The sequence below is a fragment of the Stenotrophomonas rhizophila genome, assembly GCF_001704155.1.
Classification (GTDB): domain Bacteria; phylum Pseudomonadota; class Gammaproteobacteria; order Xanthomonadales; family Xanthomonadaceae; genus Stenotrophomonas; species Stenotrophomonas rhizophila_A.
Window position 1 is genome coordinate 3,272,487 of sequence record NZ_CP016294.1, and the last position, 18,216, is coordinate 3,290,702.

At 65.9% G+C, this 18,216-nt stretch carries 21 protein-coding genes and 1 tRNA gene; 8 read left to right on the top strand and 14 right to left on the bottom strand.

Translation table 11 applies throughout. From position 1 onward, the window contains the following. The first annotated feature begins 52 nt into the window (after positions 1-52). From BAY15_RS14575 to BAY15_RS14590, 4 genes are all read left to right on the top strand, one after another. Entirely contained in the window at positions 53-436 is a 384-nt protein-coding gene (locus tag BAY15_RS14575) for a CopL family metal-binding regulatory protein (protein ID WP_068853735.1), read from the top strand. A 102-nt stretch (positions 437-538) separates the two neighbouring features. Then, on the top strand, positions 539-2,326 hold the full coding sequence (locus tag BAY15_RS14580) for a copper resistance system multicopper oxidase (RefSeq protein WP_068853736.1): 1,788 nt from the start codon (positions 539-541) through the stop codon (positions 2,324-2,326). Beyond that, positions 2,323-3,306, top strand: a complete 984-nt coding sequence (locus BAY15_RS14585) for a copper resistance protein B (protein ID WP_068853737.1) — start codon at positions 2,323-2,325, stop codon at positions 3,304-3,306. Before BAY15_RS14580 ends, BAY15_RS14585 begins: the two co-directional genes overlap by 4 nt. Next, complete coding sequence (locus tag BAY15_RS14590) at positions 3,306-3,818, top strand: GNAT family N-acetyltransferase (protein WP_068853738.1); 513 nt, start codon at positions 3,306-3,308, stop codon at positions 3,816-3,818. Before BAY15_RS14585 ends, BAY15_RS14590 begins: the two co-directional genes overlap by 1 nt. Before the next feature lie 30 nt (positions 3,819-3,848). Here the strand turns inward: BAY15_RS14590 and BAY15_RS14595 are convergent, their stop codons facing one another. Beyond that, positions 3,849-4,160, bottom strand: coding sequence for a zf-TFIIB domain-containing protein (locus BAY15_RS14595; protein ID WP_068853739.1), 312 nt, complete (start codon positions 4,158-4,160; stop codon positions 3,849-3,851). Positions 4,161-4,322: 162 nt separating this feature from the next. On the opposite strand from BAY15_RS14595, the gene BAY15_RS14600 reads away from it, so the two are divergent. Both BAY15_RS14600 and BAY15_RS14605 read left to right on the top strand, forming a co-directional pair. After that, the gene (locus BAY15_RS14600; protein ID WP_068853740.1) at positions 4,323-4,724 is read left to right on the top strand and encodes a response regulator; all 402 of its coding nucleotides are present in this window, start codon (positions 4,323-4,325) and stop codon (positions 4,722-4,724) included. Between the two features lie 106 nt (positions 4,725-4,830). Next, positions 4,831-5,493 (top strand): DUF3011 domain-containing protein, encoded by a 663-nt coding sequence (locus BAY15_RS14605; RefSeq protein WP_068853741.1) that lies wholly within the window; start codon positions 4,831-4,833, stop codon positions 5,491-5,493. A 41-nt stretch (positions 5,494-5,534) separates the two neighbouring features. Here the strand turns inward: BAY15_RS14605 and BAY15_RS14610 are convergent, their stop codons facing one another. Together BAY15_RS14610 and BAY15_RS14615 are read right to left on the bottom strand one after the other, a co-directional pair. Further along, entirely contained in the window at positions 5,535-6,215 is a 681-nt protein-coding gene (locus tag BAY15_RS14610; RefSeq protein ID WP_068853742.1) for an MliC family protein, read from the bottom strand. A gap of 73 nt (positions 6,216-6,288) precedes the next feature. Further along, a complete protein-coding gene (locus BAY15_RS14615) occupies positions 6,289-7,122 on the bottom strand; it encodes an NAD-dependent epimerase/dehydratase family protein (RefSeq protein WP_237334269.1) in 834 nt (277 codons plus the stop codon). Positions 7,123-7,611: 489 nt separating this feature from the next. On the opposite strand from BAY15_RS14615, the gene BAY15_RS14620 reads away from it, so the two are divergent. Next, positions 7,612-8,694, top strand: a complete 1,083-nt coding sequence (locus BAY15_RS14620) for an acyltransferase family protein (protein WP_068853744.1) — start codon at positions 7,612-7,614, stop codon at positions 8,692-8,694. 260 nt (positions 8,695-8,954) lie between these two features. After that, positions 8,955-9,527, top strand: a complete 573-nt coding sequence (locus tag BAY15_RS14625; protein ID WP_068853745.1) for a hypothetical protein — start codon at positions 8,955-8,957, stop codon at positions 9,525-9,527. A 216-nt stretch (positions 9,528-9,743) separates the two neighbouring features. Here the strand turns inward: BAY15_RS14625 and BAY15_RS14630 are convergent. The 11 genes from BAY15_RS14630 to ruvB form a co-directional block, all read right to left on the bottom strand. Then, positions 9,744-9,819 (bottom strand) — tRNA-Lys (locus tag BAY15_RS14630). 71 nt (positions 9,820-9,890) lie between these two features. Further along, positions 9,891-10,556, bottom strand: a complete 666-nt coding sequence (queC, locus tag BAY15_RS14635) for a 7-cyano-7-deazaguanine synthase QueC (protein ID WP_068853746.1) — start codon at positions 10,554-10,556, stop codon at positions 9,891-9,893. Positions 10,557-10,631: 75 nt separating this feature from the next. Further along, positions 10,632-11,330, bottom strand: coding sequence for a 7-carboxy-7-deazaguanine synthase QueE (queE, locus tag BAY15_RS14640; RefSeq protein ID WP_068853747.1), 699 nt, complete (start codon positions 11,328-11,330; stop codon positions 10,632-10,634). A gap of 116 nt (positions 11,331-11,446) precedes the next feature. Beyond that, complete coding sequence (gene ybgF / locus BAY15_RS14645; protein WP_068853748.1) at positions 11,447-12,265, bottom strand: tol-pal system protein YbgF; 819 nt, start codon at positions 12,263-12,265, stop codon at positions 11,447-11,449. Positions 12,266-12,268: 3 nt separating this feature from the next. After that, positions 12,269-12,784, bottom strand: coding sequence for a peptidoglycan-associated lipoprotein Pal (gene pal, locus BAY15_RS14650; RefSeq protein WP_068853749.1), 516 nt, complete (start codon positions 12,782-12,784; stop codon positions 12,269-12,271). 65 nt (positions 12,785-12,849) lie between these two features. Further along, positions 12,850-14,172 (bottom strand): Tol-Pal system beta propeller repeat protein TolB, encoded by a 1,323-nt coding sequence (gene tolB / locus BAY15_RS14655; protein WP_068853750.1) that lies wholly within the window; start codon positions 14,170-14,172, stop codon positions 12,850-12,852. A gap of 154 nt (positions 14,173-14,326) precedes the next feature. After that, the gene (gene tolA, locus BAY15_RS14660; protein ID WP_068853751.1) at positions 14,327-15,388 is read right to left on the bottom strand and encodes a cell envelope integrity protein TolA; all 1,062 of its coding nucleotides are present in this window, start codon (positions 15,386-15,388) and stop codon (positions 14,327-14,329) included. Further along, entirely contained in the window at positions 15,378-15,806 is a 429-nt protein-coding gene (gene tolR, locus BAY15_RS14665; RefSeq protein ID WP_068853752.1) for a protein TolR, read from the bottom strand. Before tolR ends, tolA begins: the two co-directional genes overlap by 11 nt. A gap of 23 nt (positions 15,807-15,829) precedes the next feature. Further along, positions 15,830-16,609 (bottom strand): protein TolQ, encoded by a 780-nt coding sequence (gene tolQ / locus BAY15_RS14670; protein WP_068853753.1) that lies wholly within the window; start codon positions 16,607-16,609, stop codon positions 15,830-15,832. Positions 16,610-16,619: 10 nt separating this feature from the next. Continuing rightward, on the bottom strand, positions 16,620-17,051 hold the full coding sequence (ybgC, locus tag BAY15_RS14675) for a tol-pal system-associated acyl-CoA thioesterase (RefSeq protein ID WP_068853754.1): 432 nt from the start codon (positions 17,049-17,051) through the stop codon (positions 16,620-16,622). After that, a complete protein-coding gene (gene ruvB, locus BAY15_RS14680; protein WP_068853755.1) occupies positions 17,041-18,081 on the bottom strand; it encodes a Holliday junction branch migration DNA helicase RuvB in 1,041 nt (346 codons plus the stop codon). Before ruvB ends, ybgC begins: the two co-directional genes overlap by 11 nt. Positions 18,082-18,216 lie beyond the last annotated feature (135 nt).

Sequence of the window (18,216 nt, forward strand, 5' to 3'; positions counted from 1 at the left end):
TGCCGTTCAGGCACAGGTGCGTGGTGCGCGCTTTGGCGCTAATGTGGCGCCCATGTCCGCCAGTGGCCTGCTCCTGCGAGTGGTATTGATGCTCAGCCTGTTGCTCAACGGGCTGAACGCGGCCATGGCCGGCCCCATGGTGCTGGCGATGGCCACACCCGCCGCTGCCGAAGACGCACCCGCGCCGCCCTGCCATGGCCAGGAGCATGCCGCCACGCACAGTGCCCCGGCCGAACCGCCGGCCCAGGCACCGGACGACGGCGAGCACTGCCGGATCAAGGACTGCCTGCGCAACTGCGCCCAGCAGCCCAGCCTGACCGTGCAGATCGCCTGGATCCCGGTACCGCCACCCCCGTCGCCGTTGCTGCTGCAGGTTGCCCACCCGTCCCTGCCCAGCCCGCCGCTGGACCGCATCACCCGCCCTCCCATCGCCTGAGCGCGCGTTCGCCACGAACGCCTGCGTAACGCGATGCCGTGCTGACGCACGCGCGTCCTGCCGGCACCTGCGCGTGCCCCTCGGATCCGATTCGGAGTTGCAATGTCATACCCCTCTTCCCCCGGCGCGGGCGCCCCGCCCGTACCGTCGCGACGCCTGTTCGTGCAGGGCCTGGCCGCCGGCGGCGTGGTTGCCGGCCTGGCAGGCGCCGTGCCCGCGCGCGCCCTGGCCAACGCCGCCCCCCGCGTGGCCACCGCCCCGCAGGTGCTCAGCGGCCAGCAGTTCCAGCTGAGCATCGGCGAATCACTGGCCAACTTCACCGGCCGCACCCGCCCGGCGATCACCGTCAACGGCAGCCTGCCCGCACCGATCCTGCGCTGGCGCGAAGGCGACACCGTCAACGTGCGCGTGGCCAACGCCCTGCAGGGCCACCCCACCTCCATCCACTGGCACGGCATCCTGCTGCCGGCCAACATGGACGGCGTGCCCGGCCTGAGCTTCAACGGCATCGCCCCGGGCGAGGCCTACCAGTACCGGTTCACCCTCAAGCAGTCCGGCACCTACTGGTACCACAGCCATTCCATGTTCCAGGAACAGGCCGGCCTGTACGGCGCGCTTATCATCGACCCGCTGCAGCCGGCCCCTTACCGGTTCGACCGCGAGCACGTGATCCTGCTGTCGGACTGGACCGACATGGACCCCGGCGCGCTGTTCCGGCGCATGAAGAAGCTCGCCGAGCACGACAACTACTACAAGCGCACGCTGCCCGATTTCCTGCGCGACGTGCGCCGCGATGGCTGGAGCGCGGCCACGGCCGACCGCGGCATGTGGGGAAGGATGCGGATGACCCCCACCGACATCTCCGACATCAATGCCCACACCTACACCTACCTGCTCAACGGCACCGCCCCGGCCGGCAACTGGACCGGGCTGTTCCGCAGCGGCGAAAAGGTGCTGCTGCGCTTCATCAACGGCGGCTCGATGACCTACTTCGACGTGCGCATTCCCGGCCTGAAGATGACCGTGGTCGCCGCCGACGGGCAGTACATCCACCCGGTGAGCATCGATGAATTCCGCATCGCACCGGCGGAAACGTTCGATGTGATCGTCGAGCCCACTGGCCAGGATGCGTTCACCATCTTCTGCCAGGACATGGGCCGCACGGGCTACGCCGCCGGCACCCTGGCCGTGCGCCACGGGCTGCAGGCGCCGATCCCCGCGCGCGACCCACGCCCGCTGCTGACCATGAGCGACATGGGGCATGACATGGGCCATGGCGCCAGCATGGCCGGCCATGACATGAAAGGCATGGAAGGCGGCTGCGGCGCCAACATGGGGCACGGCGGCCATGGCAGCGCCGGCAAGGCACCGCGCCACGCGCCGAGCGAGACCGGCAACCCGCTGGTCGACATGCAGAGCGCGGCCACCGAGCCCAAGCTCGACGACCCGGGCATCGGCCTGCGCGACAACGGCCGCCAGGTACTCACCTATGGCGCGATGCGTAGTCTGTTCGAGGATCCCGATGGGCGCGAGCCGTCGCGCGAGGTCGAACTGCACCTCACCGGCCACATGGAAAAATTCAGCTGGTCGTTCGATGGCATTCCGTTCGCCAGCGCCGAACCGCTGCGCCTGAACTACGGCGAGCGCATGCGCATCGTGCTGGTCAACGACACCATGATGCAGCACCCCATCCACCTGCACGGGGTGTGGAGCGACCTGGAAAACGCCGATGGCGAATTCCAGGTGCGCAAGCACACCATCGACATGCCGCCGGGCACGCGCCGCAGCTACCGCGTGCGCGCCGATGCGCTGGGCCGCTGGGCCTACCACTGCCACCTGCTGTACCACATGGAAGCTGGGATGATGCGCGAAGTGAGGATCGAAGAATGAAGATGCTCACCGTTGCCCTTCTAAGCGCCATCGCCGGGCCGGCGTGGGCGCAGTCGCATGCGCACGCACACACCGATGCAGCATCCGCGGCTGCACCGGCCGCGGCCGACCATTCGAAGATGGACCACTCGAAGATGGACCACTCGAATATGGATCATTCAGCGATGGACCAATCGACCATGGATCACGGCGGCGTCGACCACCCGCAGATGGATCACTCGACGATGGATCACGCCGCGATGGGCCATGGCACCGCGCCGGTTGCTCCGCGCGAACCCATTCCCGAAGTCACCGACGCCGACCGAGCGGCCGCCTTCTCACCCATCAACCATGATGCGATGGAGCACGCACCGAATGTGCACAGCCTGCTGCTGATCAATCGGCTGGAACACTGGGATGGCCAGCACGGCACCGGCCAGGCCTGGGAAGCCGGCGGCTGGGTCGGCGGCAACATCAACCGCCTATGGGTACGCAGCGAAGGCGAACGCAGCGGCGGGCGCACGGAGTCGTCCGATCTCGAAGTGCTGTACGGGCGCAGCGTGTCACCGTGGTGGGACGTGCTGGTGGGCGTGAAGCAGGACTTCCGCCCGGCGGACTCGCGTACCTGGGCCGCGTTCGGCATCCAGGGCCTGGCCCCGTACAAGTTCGAAACCTCGGCGACGGCGTACGTCGGCAAAGGCGGACAACTGGCTGCCACGGTGGAGGTCGAGTACGAGCTGCTGCTGACCAACCGCCTGATCCTGCAGCCACTGGTGGAGGCAACGCTCGCCGCCAGGGACGAGCCCGAGCACGGCATGGGTGCGGGCCTGAACAAGGTCGAGGCCGGGTTGCGCCTGCGCTACGAATTCAGCCGCCGCTTCGCCCCGTACATCGGCATCAGCCATGAGCGCATGTTCGGTGACACGGCCGACTACCACCAGGCAGCGGGCGAGCACACCCGTGACACCCGCTGGGTGGCCGGCGTGCGGGTCTGGTTCTGATGGCACTGCAGATCCGCCGTGCAACGCCCGCCGATGCAGAGCTGCTCTCTGCATTGGCCATGGCCACCTACACAGAGACCTTCGGCGATTCGTATCCGCCGCAGGACCTGCATGACTTCCTCGACGCGCACTACTCACCCGCACCACAGCGTCGTGAGCTGGAAGATCCGCTCAGCGCCGCATGGCTGCTGTTCGATGGCGAGCAGGCCATCGGCTACCTCGCGGCCGGGCCGAACAGCCTGGCCCATGCACTGGCGACGGAAGGCGATATCGAACTGAAGCGGCTGTACGTGCACGCCAGCCACCAAGGCGGCGGCCACGGCGCACGGCTGATGGACGAATTGCTGGACTGGCTGGACCAGCCCCGGCGCCGCACCCTGTGGGTGGGCGTGTGGTCGGAGAACTTCGGCGCGCAGCGCTTCTACGCGCGCTACGGCTGTGTGCAGGTTGGCAGCTATGAATTCCCGGTGGGCGAAAGCCGCGACCTGGAATTCATCCTGCGCCGGCCCTGAGCAGGACCGGCGCACCGATCGCGTAGGCGATCAGAAATCGAACAGGTCGGACAGGAAGCTTTCTTTCTTCTTCTTGCGGTAGCCCTGGCCATCGCCGTAGTGCTGCTGGCCAAGGTGGCGGGTGTCGCGGTGCTGCACCTGGGGGTGGACCTGCTGCGGCGGCGGAGTCGGCGCGGCGGCACGCACCGGGGCGGGCGCGGCGGCACCGGCCGAGCGCTCGATGATCTTGTCCAGCTCACCACGGTCCAGCCACACGCCCCGGCACTGCGGGCAGTAATCGATTTCGATGCCCTGGCGCTCGGACATTACCAGCGCTTGGGTCGTACATACGGGGCATTGCATCGATTTGGCTCCATTCGGGGTCAGATCCCGACTGTACCGTGGCCTACCTGACCCGCGCACAACAGAACAACGTTCGGCTGACGGTTTTTGCACGATCCCCTCACCCTCTGCTGCCCATACTGCCGCGCCTTTCCACCCAAACCCTGCAGGGGAACCCGCGTCATGCTGTTGTCCAAGCGCCATGTTGCACCGCGCGTGCTGTTGATCGAAGACACCGAAGACACCCGTGAACTGAGCCGCATGGCGCTGGAAAGCCAGGCCTGCGACGTGGCCGCCGTCAGCTCGGCCGAAGCCGCCTTGGGCCTGCTGCAGGCCGGCGAGCGCTTCGACCTCGTATTCACCGACGTCTGCCTCGGCGGTCTGAGCGGCATTGAAGCTGCCCACCGCATCCGCCAGCACCAGCCCAGCCTGCCGGTACTGGTCACCTCCGGCCTGCAGCCGGACCGGGTCACCCCGCAGCTGGCCCCGGGGATCCACTTCCTGCCCAAGCCGTATTCGATGAGCGAGCTGCTGGATGCGATCCGCGCCTGCTTCGGCGACCAGGATGTGGATCGGGCGGCCTGAGCCCGGAAGCCGACAGGGCGCGCTGGCCGCGCCCTGCTTTCATCAGGATTTCATCAAGCCCTGCGCATCGTTCGGCAAGTGAACCTCCCTTGCCGGAATCCTGATCATGCAGACCCGATTGCTGCTTGGCACGCCCCTGTTGCTGCTGGCCACGCTTACCGACGTGCGCGCGGATGACTTTGTCACCTGCGAAAGCCGCGACAACCGCTACCAGTCCTGCACTTTGCCCTACGCCGGCTATGTCACGCTGGACCGCAAGTTGTCCGGCGCAGATTGCCGCCAGGGGCGCAGCTGGGATTACGACCGCCGCAACGTCTGGGTCGACGACGGCTGCCGCGCCTCGTTCCGGGTGCGCGGGGATGATCGCCACCATGACCGCGACGACGACAACCATGATGCGAAGGTGGCGGCCGGCGTGCTGGTCGGTACGGCAATCCTGGGCGCGCTCGTGCACAACGCCAACAAGCAGGACGAGCGCTACAACGATGACAACTACCAGGGCGCGCGTCATACCTCGTACGTGCCGCAGTGGATGGTGGGCGAGTTCGAGGGCTACAACCCGATGTACAACACCGACATCCGCATGCGCATCGAAGCCGATGGCCGGATGTCGGCACAGGCCAGCGGGCAGAACCTGTCAGGCTGGGTCAATGGCGGCCAGCTCAACGTGGGCAGCAGCGTGTTCGACATCAACCAGAGCCGCGATGGCTTCGTGACCACCGAAGTGGGCGATCGCCAGAACGAAGTGCGCTACCGCCGCGTACGCTGAGCGGTGAGTCGGTGCCGGCCTGTGCCGGCACCCACTTCACTTTACTTGCCTGCCACCTTGCAACTCAGGCGCGTGCCGTAGAACTCCAGCGTGGCCTCCCCTTGGTGTTCCCAGAACTCCACGCCCTCGCGGGTGTAACGGCTGCCACTGGCTGACGGTGCGGCAAACGCGATGGCCTGGTCACGGCCCAACCGAATGACCGCAACCTGCGGGTCAAGCTCGTTGTAGAACACCACCGAGAGCGGCTTGCTGGCGTCATCGCATTGATAGTGCGTCGCGGCCGGTCCCGGCCCAGTGGCCGCGGCCAGGCGGAGCTCGACGATGCGGGTCTGGTACGACTCGAGCAGGCAGCGGTTGGCGTCCACCGCCTGCCAGCAGGCATCGCGGCCCTTGATCCAGCCGCGCTGTTCAGCGGCCACGTCAAGCTCGCCCGGACCGGTCTGCGCCGCCTTGTACAGCCCGGCCAGCTCCCGATCCAATGCGGACAACCGTGCGTCACCGCATACGTTCTTCTCCGCATCCGAGCCGGCCTTGGCGCAATCGAACGACGGGCCCTCGGAACCCGCCGCCGGCAGCGCGGCTGGCGCGGGTGCCGGCTTCGGCGATTCGGACGCGGCCTCGCTCGTGGCGGGCGCGGTGGGTGCAGCCGTCGTATCGGTCGGCGTGGGTTTGCAGGCCGCCAGCGCCAGTGCGCCCAGGCCAATCAGGACAAAACGGTTCATGGCACCTCCACAGCGCCTGCTACTCAATTTACCTAGTCTGCGCCATGCCGCGCTCAGGCGGCGTGTAAGCGCGCTATTCAACGGTGCAATCATCGACGCGGGCGGTATCGGGCAGGACTTCGATACTGCCCACTGCCAGCTGCTCCAGGATCGTTTCCGGCCCGCGCCAGCTGCGCCATTGCAGGCCGACACTGGCGGCGCGCGCGTCGTGGACGCGATCCACCACCGGCAGTGACCAGCCGCGACGGTCGTACTCGGCCAGCCATTGCGGGCACCGCTGGGCCAGAACGTCACGCGGGTGCGTCACCAGCGCCTCGCAATCCTCCCGCTGGAACGGCGTCCAGCCACTGACCAGGTAACGCTGGAACGCCGGGCCGTGATTGGTCAGCGCAGCCACATGCGCGTCCGCCACGTCACGGACATCGATTCCGCGATGCAACCGGTACAGCATCATGCGTTCCGGCGGCTCCGGAAAGCAGCGCGACATCCGGATCACGCGCACATCCAGGTCGGGTCCAGCGGCCTCTTCCAGCCACTGTTCGGCGGCCAGCTTGGAGCGGTGGTAAACGGTGCGGGGCTGGGGCGTGGTCTGCTCATCCACCCAGGTGCAGCGCCCCGGCACGATCGCGTGCCCGTACAGCGCGGTGGTGCTGGTGAACACCAGCCGCCGCACGCCCGCCTCGCGCGCCAGCATCGCCAGCGTGCGGGTGCCTTCCACGTTGATGCGCTGGAATTCGCTGTCGCTGAAAAGGCCCACATGCGGCGCGTGCAACGCAGCGGCATGGATGACCGCATCCACGCCCTGCAGCACCTTGGCCAGCATCCGGGTATCGGTGAAATCGGCCACGTGACGCGTGGTCGCGAAGGGACTGCGGTCAATGCCCACCACTTCGTGGCGGGCGGCCAAGGCGCCAAAGATGGCGCGACCTACCCGGCCTGAACTTCCTGTCAGGAGAATCTTCACTGGAGAGCACATGTCAGCGCCCGGGAGCTACCGGGATGCAACAAGTGTAGTAGAGCCACGCCCTGCGTGGCTGGATTCATGCCGCAACCAGCCCAACCGCCTTCGGCGGCAGACCTCATCATCACACGTACCCCAGCGTCAGAACCGGAAGCGACATTCGAATCAAGAGCGGCGTCGCGCAACAAATAAACTGGATAACTCCCAGATGCGTCCACTGACGTTCGATAACGTGCTAGCCGTCGCTTTTCGAGCGCGTGGCCACGTCGGAAGCGTCAGGGTCTGTTTCCAGCGTCCGAATCGACTGCGGAAAATCGCGTCCTAGCGATGTGCTGACGCGATACCAGGGAACATGCTTTTGAACTGCTTCCGATCAGAACCGGCCCGCCCCGCCGCCTGCGCCTCATTACCGGCTCAGGCACGCACGTGAAGTCAATGAGCCAAACTGTCAACCTTGCGGGCGAGCGCTTCGAATCGCTGCAGGCGTTGCGTGCCATCGCCGCGGTGGCAGTACTCATCTTTCATCTTCGCTTCGTGGAACTCCGCTACCTGGAAGGTCATGCGCTGCTCGACTGGCTGGGCCGAAACGCCGACGCGGGCGTCGATCTCTTCTTCGTGCTCTCCGGATTCGTGATGGCCAGCATCTCCCGGGGCAAAGGGTCCGGCCCAGGCGCGGCGCGCGACTTCCTGACGCAGCGGGCGTGGCGCGTAGTCCCCCTGTACTGGATGTTCACCACCCTGGTGGTGTTGCTGATGTCGGTCGCCCCCGCCATGGTGAACAGCTCCTACGCCGACCAGAGCATCGCTGCTTCGTATCTCTTGATTCCACACCAACAGCTGCCGGTGCTGGCGGTGGGGTGGACGCTTGTCCATGAAGCCTACTTCTACTTGGTCTTCTCGCTTGCGCTGGCGCTCGCCTATGGAACCCGGCAACGACTCAGCCTCTTCACCATGGCATGGGGAAGTCTCGTCGGATTCGGCTATTGGAAGGGATTTGATGAAGGAGCGCCAACGGCATCGGTCGTCTTCAGCCCTCTGACGTTTGAGTTCCTGGCAGGTGTTCTGACGGGGCTGCACTGGCGCCGCATTCCGCCTCGATTCGGATCTCTATTGTTCATTACCGGTCTCGGCGTGTTGTTGTTGGCGGCTGCGCTGTTACCCCCATCGGATTCCGAGTTCAACGCCCCATTGCGGCGCGTGATCCATCTAGGCCTGGGAAGTGCATTGCTGATCGCTGGATCGGCATTGCTCGAGACGTCTGGCCACCGCCCGAACCGACTGCTCATCGAGTTGGGAGATGCCTCCTATTCCCTGTACCTGTCCCACATCTTCGTTATATCCGCCATCGGTCGAATGTGGGGCCACTTCCTACCTTCGGCGCATTGGCTCAATCATGGCTTTTTCCTGCTCTTCACCGTCTTCGTTGCGTGCCTCTCCAGCAACCTGATCCACAAACGAATTGAGCGACCACTTCTCGATCTTCGCTATCGATGGAAGGCTGCTGGAACATTCCGCTGATGCCTGGACCGCATTGCTTCCGGAGAATGTTCGATGACCTTGCGCAAGATGTCGCGACCAGCATTATTTCGCTCCTGGTGCTTCACCCCAAACAGTGTTGAAGCTCACTTCCGGACCGTGCGCCCGCTTCCGTTTTTGTACACCGCCGACTTACTTGATGACGTCCGAGACGAATCTGCGCACTCGGTCATTCGGAGCACGAGATCGACTACCTACGATTCTGGCGCGGGAACGGATCCCGCAAACAAACAGGATGATTCATGACAAGGTCCATTTTGGCCCTCGCAACTCTGCTCGCCGGTGTCGGCATCACATCTACGACCGCATCGGCCAGTCAAGGAGATGATCTCCAGGCTCCCAACAACCAGGGTCTGCACGTGCCCGCTGCGGGAATTATGGCAGGCACCCTTTCCCTGCCTGACGGGGCAAGCCTGAGGGAGATCACCAGGCTTTACAACGGCCGGGCGGAGCGACATGCGACGCTTCACTTTTTCCCGGACAACTGGGACCAGTTTGGCTGGCGAGCCGAAGGCTCTCTGGGTTTCATTTCAGGCACGCCCTTCTCCAACTCAAAGCCCCTCTACGCCTGCGCGCTCTGGGGGCACACCGAGGCGTACTTCACGTCACCGGACCCGAACTGCGAAGGGCAGTTCCTCACCACCTTCGGCATGATCGGGTACATCAGCGATGTCCCGCTTCCTGATACGAAGCCCATCTATCGATGCAAGTACGTGTTTGACAGGAAGCTGCGCCACTTCGACACGTTCTATCCGAATTGTGAAAATGTCCCGACCGGTTCCTTGGACTTTCTCATTGGCTACGTGTTCCTGTAGAGATGGAATCGCGAAACCACAGCCGGCTGAGTATCCATTTCAAGCCGGTTGATGGAGGGCGGAACTGGTGTCCCATGTCCCGCCTCTCGTCCTCGCCAACCTGCACTGTCGCGAGGAGTCTGATCTGGGGTTGACCAAATGAGAACATCACGCCGCCTCCTCAAGACTACAGTCATAAAAAAGGCGCCCACCGGGCGCCTAAGTCGTTGATGCAATTGGTGGGCCGTGATGGATTCGAACCATCGACCAAAAGATTAAAAGTCTTCTGCTCTACCGACTGAGCTAACGGCCCATTGCATGCCCCGACTTCGCGCCGGGGGTGCGCATTCTAACCCATCTTGCGCCGCAGGCGTAGCCCGGCGATCAGGCGTAGCGGGTCGGGTCGGCCACGCCGGCGTCGGCGAAGCCCTGCGCGCGCAGGCGGCAGGCGTCGCAGTGGCCGCAGGCGGCGCCGCTGTCGTCGGCGTTGTAGCAGGACACGGTGAGGCCGAAGTCCACGCCCAGGCGCACGCCTTCACGCACGATGTCAGCCTTGCTCAGGAACTGCAGCGGCGCGTGTACCTGGATGCCCGCCCCTTCCACGCCGGCCTTGGTGGCCAGGTTGGCCAGGGTCTGGAAGGCGCTGATGAACTCGGGACGGCAGTCCGGGTAGCCGGAGTAATCCACGGCGTTGACGCCGCAGAAGATGTCGTTGGCGCCCAGCACTTCGGCCCAGCCCAGCGCGACCGAGAGCATGATGGTGTTGCGCGCCGGCACGTAGGTGACCGGGATGCCCTCGCCGCCCGCTTCGGGCACGTCGATGTCGTCGGTCAGCGCCGAGCCGCCGATGCTGCGCAGGTCCACGTTGACGGTCTTGTGCGCCACCACGCCCAGCGCCTTGGCCACGGCGGCGGCGGCATCCAGTTCGGAGGTGTGGCGCTGGCCGTAGCGCACGCTCAGCGCATGCACGGCGAAGCCCTGCTCGCGGGCCATGGCGACGACGGCGGCGGAATCCATGCCGCCGGACAGGAGGACAACTGCGTTCTTCATGAGGGTGTTTCCGGTGGGTTGCGGGAAAGCCAGCACGCTGTCCCGCGCCGGTACATCAAGGGGCAACGAACGGGCTCAGCGGCCCGGTTCGTCGTCCCACAGAATCTTGTGCAGCTGCATCTGGAAGCGGACCGGCAGGCGATCTTCCACGATCCAGTCGGCCAGCTCGCGCGGGCTGACCTGGCCCTTGCTGGGCGAGAACAGCACCATCGAGCGCTCGTTCAAGCGGTGCTCGCGGACCATGCCCCGCGCCCAGTCGTAGTCCTCGCGGCTGCACAGCACGAACTTGATCTGGTCGCGGCGGGTCAGCAGCGGCAGGTTTTCCAGGCGGTTGCGTGCCATTTCGCCCGAACCGGGGGTCTTGAGGTCGACCACGCGCGACACCCGCGGGTCCACGCCGCCCACATCCAGCGCGCCGGAGGTTTCCAGCGAGACGTCCAGGCCCGCCTCGCACAGCTTTTCCAGCAGCACCAGGCAGCGCTTCTGCGCCAGCGGCTCGCCGCCGGTCACGCACACGTGGTGGACGCCCTGGGCCAGCACTTCGCGCACGATCTCGTCGATATCCCACCAGGTGCCGCCGTGGAAGGCGTAGGCGGTGTCGCAGTAGGTGCAGCGCAGCGGGCAGCCGGTCAGGCGCACGAACACGGTCGGCCAGCCGGCGGTATCGGCTTCGCCCTGCAGGGAGGTGAAGATCTCGGTGATCTTCAGCCGTGGCAGGGGCGACTGCACGATCTCGCTAGGGAGCGCGGCGGCGGCGGACAGGGGGCTGGTCATCGTGGGGGTCTGGTGTGCGGTTACGGAAACGAGAGCAGCCAGGCAGGGCCTGGCTCTACGGTGCCCGAAACAGTCGGGCCAACCTTTGATTATACCGGCCTTGGCCGGTCGGGGCCTCAGCGGATCTGCTGGCCGAGGCGGATGGCCTGCAGACGGTCCTGCGCGGTGCGCGCGGCGTCCGAGCCGGGATAGGTGTTGACGACCTGCTCCAGGGTGGCCTGGGCTTCATCGATCCTGCCTTCGCCGTACTGGGAAAGGCCGATCTTCAACAGGCCACCAGAGGCCTTGTCGTGGGTCGGGTAACGCGCGATGAGGTCGCGGAACTGCGCCTCGGCGAGCGGGAAATTGCGGGTGGCGTAGTAGCTTTCACCCAGCCAGTACAGCGCGTTGGGGGTGTAGACGCCATTGGGATAGAGCTCGAGGAAGCTCAGGAACAGCTGGGCCGAGTCGTCGTACTTGCCGGCCTTGAGCGAATCAAAGGCCACGTTGTACGCGGTGCGCTCATCGCCACTGGCGGCAAGGCTGCCCGGGTCGCCGTGCACGGAGGGCGGCCGCTCGGTGGCGGCCACTGCCGGTGCGGCGGGCTTGGGGGCAACGGCCGGTGCATTCGCGGCCGGAGCGGCCGGAAGGATCGGGGCCGAGCCACCTTCAATACGGTTCAGACGCCCGTCCAGGTCCAGGTACTGGTCCTGCGAGGTCTGCTTGAGCTGGGCGTTTTCGTTCTGGAGCTGCTCAACCGTGCTCTGCAGCTGCTGGATCTGCTGCCGAAGCTGGTTGACCTGGTTCAACAGGTCCTGGTTGGAGCTGTTGTTGTAGGCCTGCTGCTCGAGCGCGCCAACGCGGTCGGCCAGGCTCTGCCGCTGGGCCTGCGCCGGTGCGGCAGCCACGAGGGCTGCCGCAACGACCAGCATCAGGGTTTTGATGCCGATGCGCATGGATTACTGCGCGGTGTAGACGATTTCGACGCGACGGTTCTGCGACCAGCAACCTTCGTTCGACTCGGTGCAGGTCGGACGCTCTTCACCGTAGGACACGACGGTGATCTGGCTGGCCGAACCACCGTTGGCCTGCAGCGCCGAGGACACGGCGTTGGCACGACGCTCACCCAGGGCCTGGTTGTAAGCGCGCGAACCGCGCTCGTCGGTGTGACCCTGCAGGGTCATGCGGGCCGACGGACGGTCACGCAGGTACTTGGCGTGGCAAGCCATCTGGGCCTGGAATTCCGGCTTGATTGCATCCTGGTCCAGGTCGAAGAACACAACGCGCTGGCGCAGGCAGGCGTCGGTGTCCAGGTCGCCCGGGCCGTACAGGCCGGAGGTCGACGGGCCGGTCGGCTGCGAGGTGCTGCCGGTGTCGACCGGAGCAGCAGGCTGTTCCTTGACCTTCTTGGAGCAACCGGCCAGAGCGGCCACGGACAGCAGGGAGACAAGCAAAACGCGGGTGGTCTTGTTCATGTAGTTACCTTTGAGGCTCCTAAAGCCGGATGTAGGGATGAATACGTGCGGATCTTAACACTCTGTTAGCGCTTTGTACGGTATGGCGACCAAGAAGGTTCGCGGACATCACCGTCGGCCAGTACCAGCCGCTGGCGCACGCGCGCATCAGCCGACACGGCATACAACACTCCACGACCACCCTCGCGGGCGGCATACAGCACCATGCTTGCGTTGGGCGCAAACGTGGGGGACTCGTCAAGCGAACCCGGCGACAGCGTGCTCCAGCGCGGCGAGCCCAGGCTGCTGTCCATCATCGCGATCTTGTAGGTATTGCCACTGCCCTGCGCCACCACCAGCTTCTTGCCGTCGTAGGACATGCTCGGGGTGGCGTTGTAGTTGCCCTGGAAGGTCACGCGCGAGGCGCTGCCACCACTGGAGGAGACCTGGTAGATCTGCGGGCGGCCGCCACGGTCGGAGGTGAAGTAGACGCTGGAACCGTCTGCGCTCCAGGTCGGCTCGGTGTCGATGGCGAAGTGGTTGGTGAGCTGGGTGAGCTGCTTGCTGCCCAGGTCCATCACGTAGATTTCCGGGTTGCCGCTGCGCGACAGCGACAGGGCCAGGCGGCGGCCGTCCGGGGAGAACGACGGGGCGCTGTTGATGCCGCGGAAGCTGGTGACCAGCTCACGGGCGCCGGTGGCGATGTTCTGGATGTAGATCGCCGAATTGCCGCGCTCGAAGCTGACGTAGGCCAGGCGGTTGCCATCCGGGCTCCACGAGGGCGACAGCAGCGGTTCGGCCGAACGCACGATGGTCTGCGGGTTGAAGCCGTCCGAATCGGCCACCATCAGCGCGTAGCGCATGGCATCGCCCTTGCCGCTGGCGGTGACATAGGCGATGCGGGTCCAGAAGGCACCGCGCACACCGGTGATCTTTTCGTAGATGGCGTCGGCCATCTGGTGGGCGACGTCGCGCATGGCATTGCCACGGGCGGTCATCGCCAGGCCCAGCAGGCGCTCGCCCTTGGGCACGTCATACAGCTCATATTCGACGCGGTAGGCGCCAGCACCGGCGTCCATGACCCGGCCGACCACGATGTAGTTCTGCTTCAGCGCGCGCCAGGTGGCGAACTGGATCTCGCCGCCACGGGTTGGCTTTTCGACGATCTGCGCTTCGGGGAGGGTGCGGAACTGGCCCGAACGCTCCAGATCGGCGCGGACCACCTGCGCCACATCGGTCTGCGGGGCGGCGGCCGAGCCCTGGTAGGGCATGGGCACTACGGTGATGGGCAGCGCGGAGGCGTTGCCGCCGATGATGTCGATGTCCAGGCCCCTCTGCTGCGCAGCGGCGGCAAGTGGCAGGAACAACAAAGCCGCGAACACGGCAAACCAGCGAGGCATCTTCTTCATGGGCGCTCTATAGGGGGAAAACCAGAACGAGGGATAACAGCAGTGCGGTGAACGGTTTCGCAATCATGAACCAACCGGGTGTGAAATCCGAGTGGTCATGCTACGAAAAATCACATGTCATTAACGAAATCGGGCACCGCCTGCCCGCCCGGGATCAGTTGTCCTGGGCGGTAAAGGTGAAGTTGAGCTGGCGCGAGAACACCTCTTCGAAGCCGCGGTACGGCAGCGGCTGGGCGTTGAGCACGGCCGCTTCGATCGAACGGCGGCCGGCCTCGTCGAACGGGCAATCCGGGCTGACCTTGGCCGAATTCACGTTGCCGCCGGGCAGCTGCACGATCACGATCTTGCAGCGCTGGCCGAACGGCACGTTGTCCGGGCGGGTCCACGCCGCCAGCACCTTCTGCTGGATCGCTGCCGCGTACTTGGCACGCAGGTCATCGCTGGTACCGCCGCCGCCGGCGGCCGGCTGGGCGGCGCCGCTGGAGCCGGCGGTGGACTGGCCTGCGGCGGCACGCGCGGCAGCCAGCTGGCGCAGCTTCTGCTCGGCGAGCTTCGCTTCCTTCTCGGCGGCCTCGCGGCGGCTGCGGATCTCGGCGATCTTCTTCTGGCGCTCGGCTTCGGCCTTGACGTCGTTGGCCTTCTGCTCCTGCTCGGCCAGCTTCTTCTTCCGCGCGGCCTCTTCCTGCTGCTTGGCCAGGCGCAGTTTCTGTTCGGCCTCTTCCACGCGCTTGCGCTCGGTCAGGTCGATCTGCTCCTGGCGGCGCTTGGCTTCCTGCTCCTGCTTGGCCTTCTCGGCGGAAATCGACATCGCGTTGACCGCGGCCTGGTCGACGGTGTCGGGCTGGGCGATGCGTTCCTGCGCGTTCTGCTGCTGCGGGGTGGGCGCGTCCTGCGGGCGCGGCTCGGGCAGCGGCTGTGGCGGCGGCACGGTGTCTTCTTCCACCGGGGTCGGCTCGGCCACCGGCTCGGGCAGGTCAGGCAGTTTTTCCGAGGCACGCAGCGCCTGGCGTGCCGCAGCGGCTTCCGAGGCCGACAGCTGCAGGCTGGCTTCAATGGCCGGATCGCCGGCGGCCGCTTCGGTGCTGCGCTGGGGTGACCACAGCCAGGCGGCGATGAACACCAGCGCGAGCAGCACGTGGACCAGGATCGCAAGTGCGATCGGCAGGCCCCACTCGCCTTCCGGCTGGCGCTGCGGTGGCAGGGCTTCAGCGTGCATCGGTCGCCAGGCCCACCTTTTCCACGTTGGCGCGCTTGATCACGTCCATCGCCGCGACCACCTTTTCATAGGCCACGGCCTTGTCGGCGGCCACGATCACGCGCAGGTTCTTGTCCTGTGCGGCGAGCGCGCCGAGCTGGGCCTGCAGCTGGCCGGCGTCCATCGGGGCCGGCTCCTTGGCTTCCGGCAGCTTCAGGCTGAGCTGGCCGTCCAGGCGCACCGAGACGATCACCGGGTCCTGCTTGCTCTCCAGCGCCTTGGCCTGCGAACTGGGCAGGTCCACTTCAAAGCTCAGGGTGAGCAGCGGCGCGGTGACCATGAAGATGATCAACAGCACCAGCATGACGTCGATGTACGGCACGACGTTGATTTCGGATTTGAGCTTGCGGCGCTTGCGGCGGCCGATGGCAGCGGTCATGGCGTGATCCTTGTGCTGGGCGCTTACTCGTCGCCCGCGGACTGGCGCTGCAGGATCGAGCTGAACTCTTCGGCGAAGGTCTCGAAGCGGACCGACAGGCGCTCGACGCGGGTGGTGAAGCGGTTGTAGGCCCACACCGCCGGGATGGCCACGAACAGGCCGATGGCGGTGGCGAACAGGGCTTCGGAAATACCCGGTGCAACCGAGGCGATACCGGCCTGCTCACCGCTGTTGATCATGTCGTGCATGGTCACCATGATGCCGAACACGGTGCCGACCAGGCCCACGTAGGGGGCGGTGGAACCGATGTTGGCCAGCAGCTCCAGGCTGCGCTCCATCTGGTCCACTTCACGGGTGAAGGTGGTGCGCATGGCGCGCTGGGCGCCTTCGAGCTGGGCGCGGCCATCCAGCCGGCGCTTGTCGCGCAGACGGGTGAATTCGCGGAAACCGGCCTCGAAGATCGCCTCCAGGCCGCCCACCTTGCGGTTGCGGTCGGTGGCAGCGCTGTACAGCTTGCCCAGGTCGGCACCGGACCAGAAGCGGCTTTCGAACTCATCGGCTTCGCGGTTGGCGGCGTTGAACACGCGCGCCTTGCGGAAGATGATCACCCAGCTGATGAACGAGCCGGCAAGCAGCAGCAGCACGATGATCTTCACCGGCAGGCTGGCCTTGATCATCAGGTCCAGGTAATTGATGCCACCGCCGTGCGCGGCTTGGGCGACGGTCTGCGACGCGGCGCTGGTGACTTCCTGCGGCAGCGCTTCGACCACCGTGGCCTGCAGGGCCAGGAGCATTCCGATCATCCGTTGTTCCTCAATATGCGGCTATTTGAATTACGTGGGGTTTCAGCGCGGCGTGGAGAACATCGTCCATGCCGCGCGGCTTGAATGTGGCAGCGTCCAGTGCCGCGATTTTCACCTGCGCGGTCAGCAGCGTTTCATCGCCGCGACACACCGCCTGGTCGAACACCATGCTGGCGCGCTTGCACTGCACCAGCGTGGCGGTCACCGCCAGCGCGTCGTCCAGCCGCGCCGGCTTGAGGAACTCCATGGTCATCGACCGGACCGCGAACACCAGGCCATGCTCGGTGCGGGTGCGTTCCTGGCCGTAGCCCAGGGCCCGCATCCATTCGGTGCGCGCCCGCTCCATGAAGGCCACGTAGCGGGCGTGGTAGACCACCCCGCCAGCGTCGGTATCTTCCCAATATATGCGTGTCGGCCAACTGAACCGCAGGTCAACCGACATCCGGCACCTCCGCGAACAGGTCGGCCGGGGGATTCTTCGGCTTCAGGCCCAGGTGGCGGTAGGCCTTCTGGGTAGCCATGCGGCCGCGCGCGGTGCGCACCAGGAAGCCCTGCTGGATCAGGTAGGGTTCGACCACATCTTCCAGGGTGCCGCGCTCTTCGGACAGGGCCGCGGCCATTGATTCCACGCCTACCGGGCCGCCGTCGAAGTAATCGATCAGCGTGCGCAGCATGCGCCGGTCGAGGTCGTCGAAGCCTTCCGGGTCCACCTTCAGCATCTGCATGGCGGCCTGCGCCACTTCTTGGTCGATATGGCCGGCGGCCTTGACCTGGGCGTAGTCGCGCACCCGGCGCAGCAGCCGGTTGGCGATACGCGGGGTGCCGCGCGAACGCCGCGCGATTTCCGCCGCGCCATCGGCGGTGCAGTCGATGCCGAGGATGGCCGCCGAGCGCCGGACGATCCTGGTCAGCTCTTCGGGGGTGTAGAACTCCAGCCGGTGCACGATGCCGAAGCGGTCGCGCAGCGGCGCGGTCAGCAGGCCGGCCCGGGTGGTGGCGCCGATCAGGGTGAACGGCGGCAGGTCGATCTTGATCGAGCGGGCCGCAGGGCCCTCGCCGATCATGATGTCGATCTGGAAATCTTCCATCGCCGGGTACAGCACTTCTTCCACCACCGGCGACAGGCGGTGGATTTCATCGATGAACAGCACGTCGTGCGGCTGCAGGTTGGTGAGCAGCGCGGCCAGGTCGCCGGCTTTTTCGATCACCGGCCCGGAGGTCACCCGCAGCGCCACGCCCAGCTCGTTGGCGATGACGTGGCTCAGGGTGGTCTTGCCCAAGCCCGGCGGCCCGAAGATCAGCACATGGTCCAGCGCATCGCCGCGGGCCTTGGCCGCTTCGATGTAGATCGACAGCTGCTCGCGCACGGGCGCCTGGCCAAGGTAATCGGCCATGCGCTTGGGGCGGATGCTGGCGTCGGTGGTGTCATCCTCGCGGGTGGCACCGGCGCCGATGATGCGGTCGTCGGTCATTGCCCGATTATGAAGCAATGACGCATGTTTCGGGGCTTCCTGCGGGCCGGCCAACGGCCGGCGCTACCGATGACGCGTCTGGGGGAGAGCCCCCTTGTTGTTTAAGGGGGCGCGCCAACGGCGCGGGGATAAGGT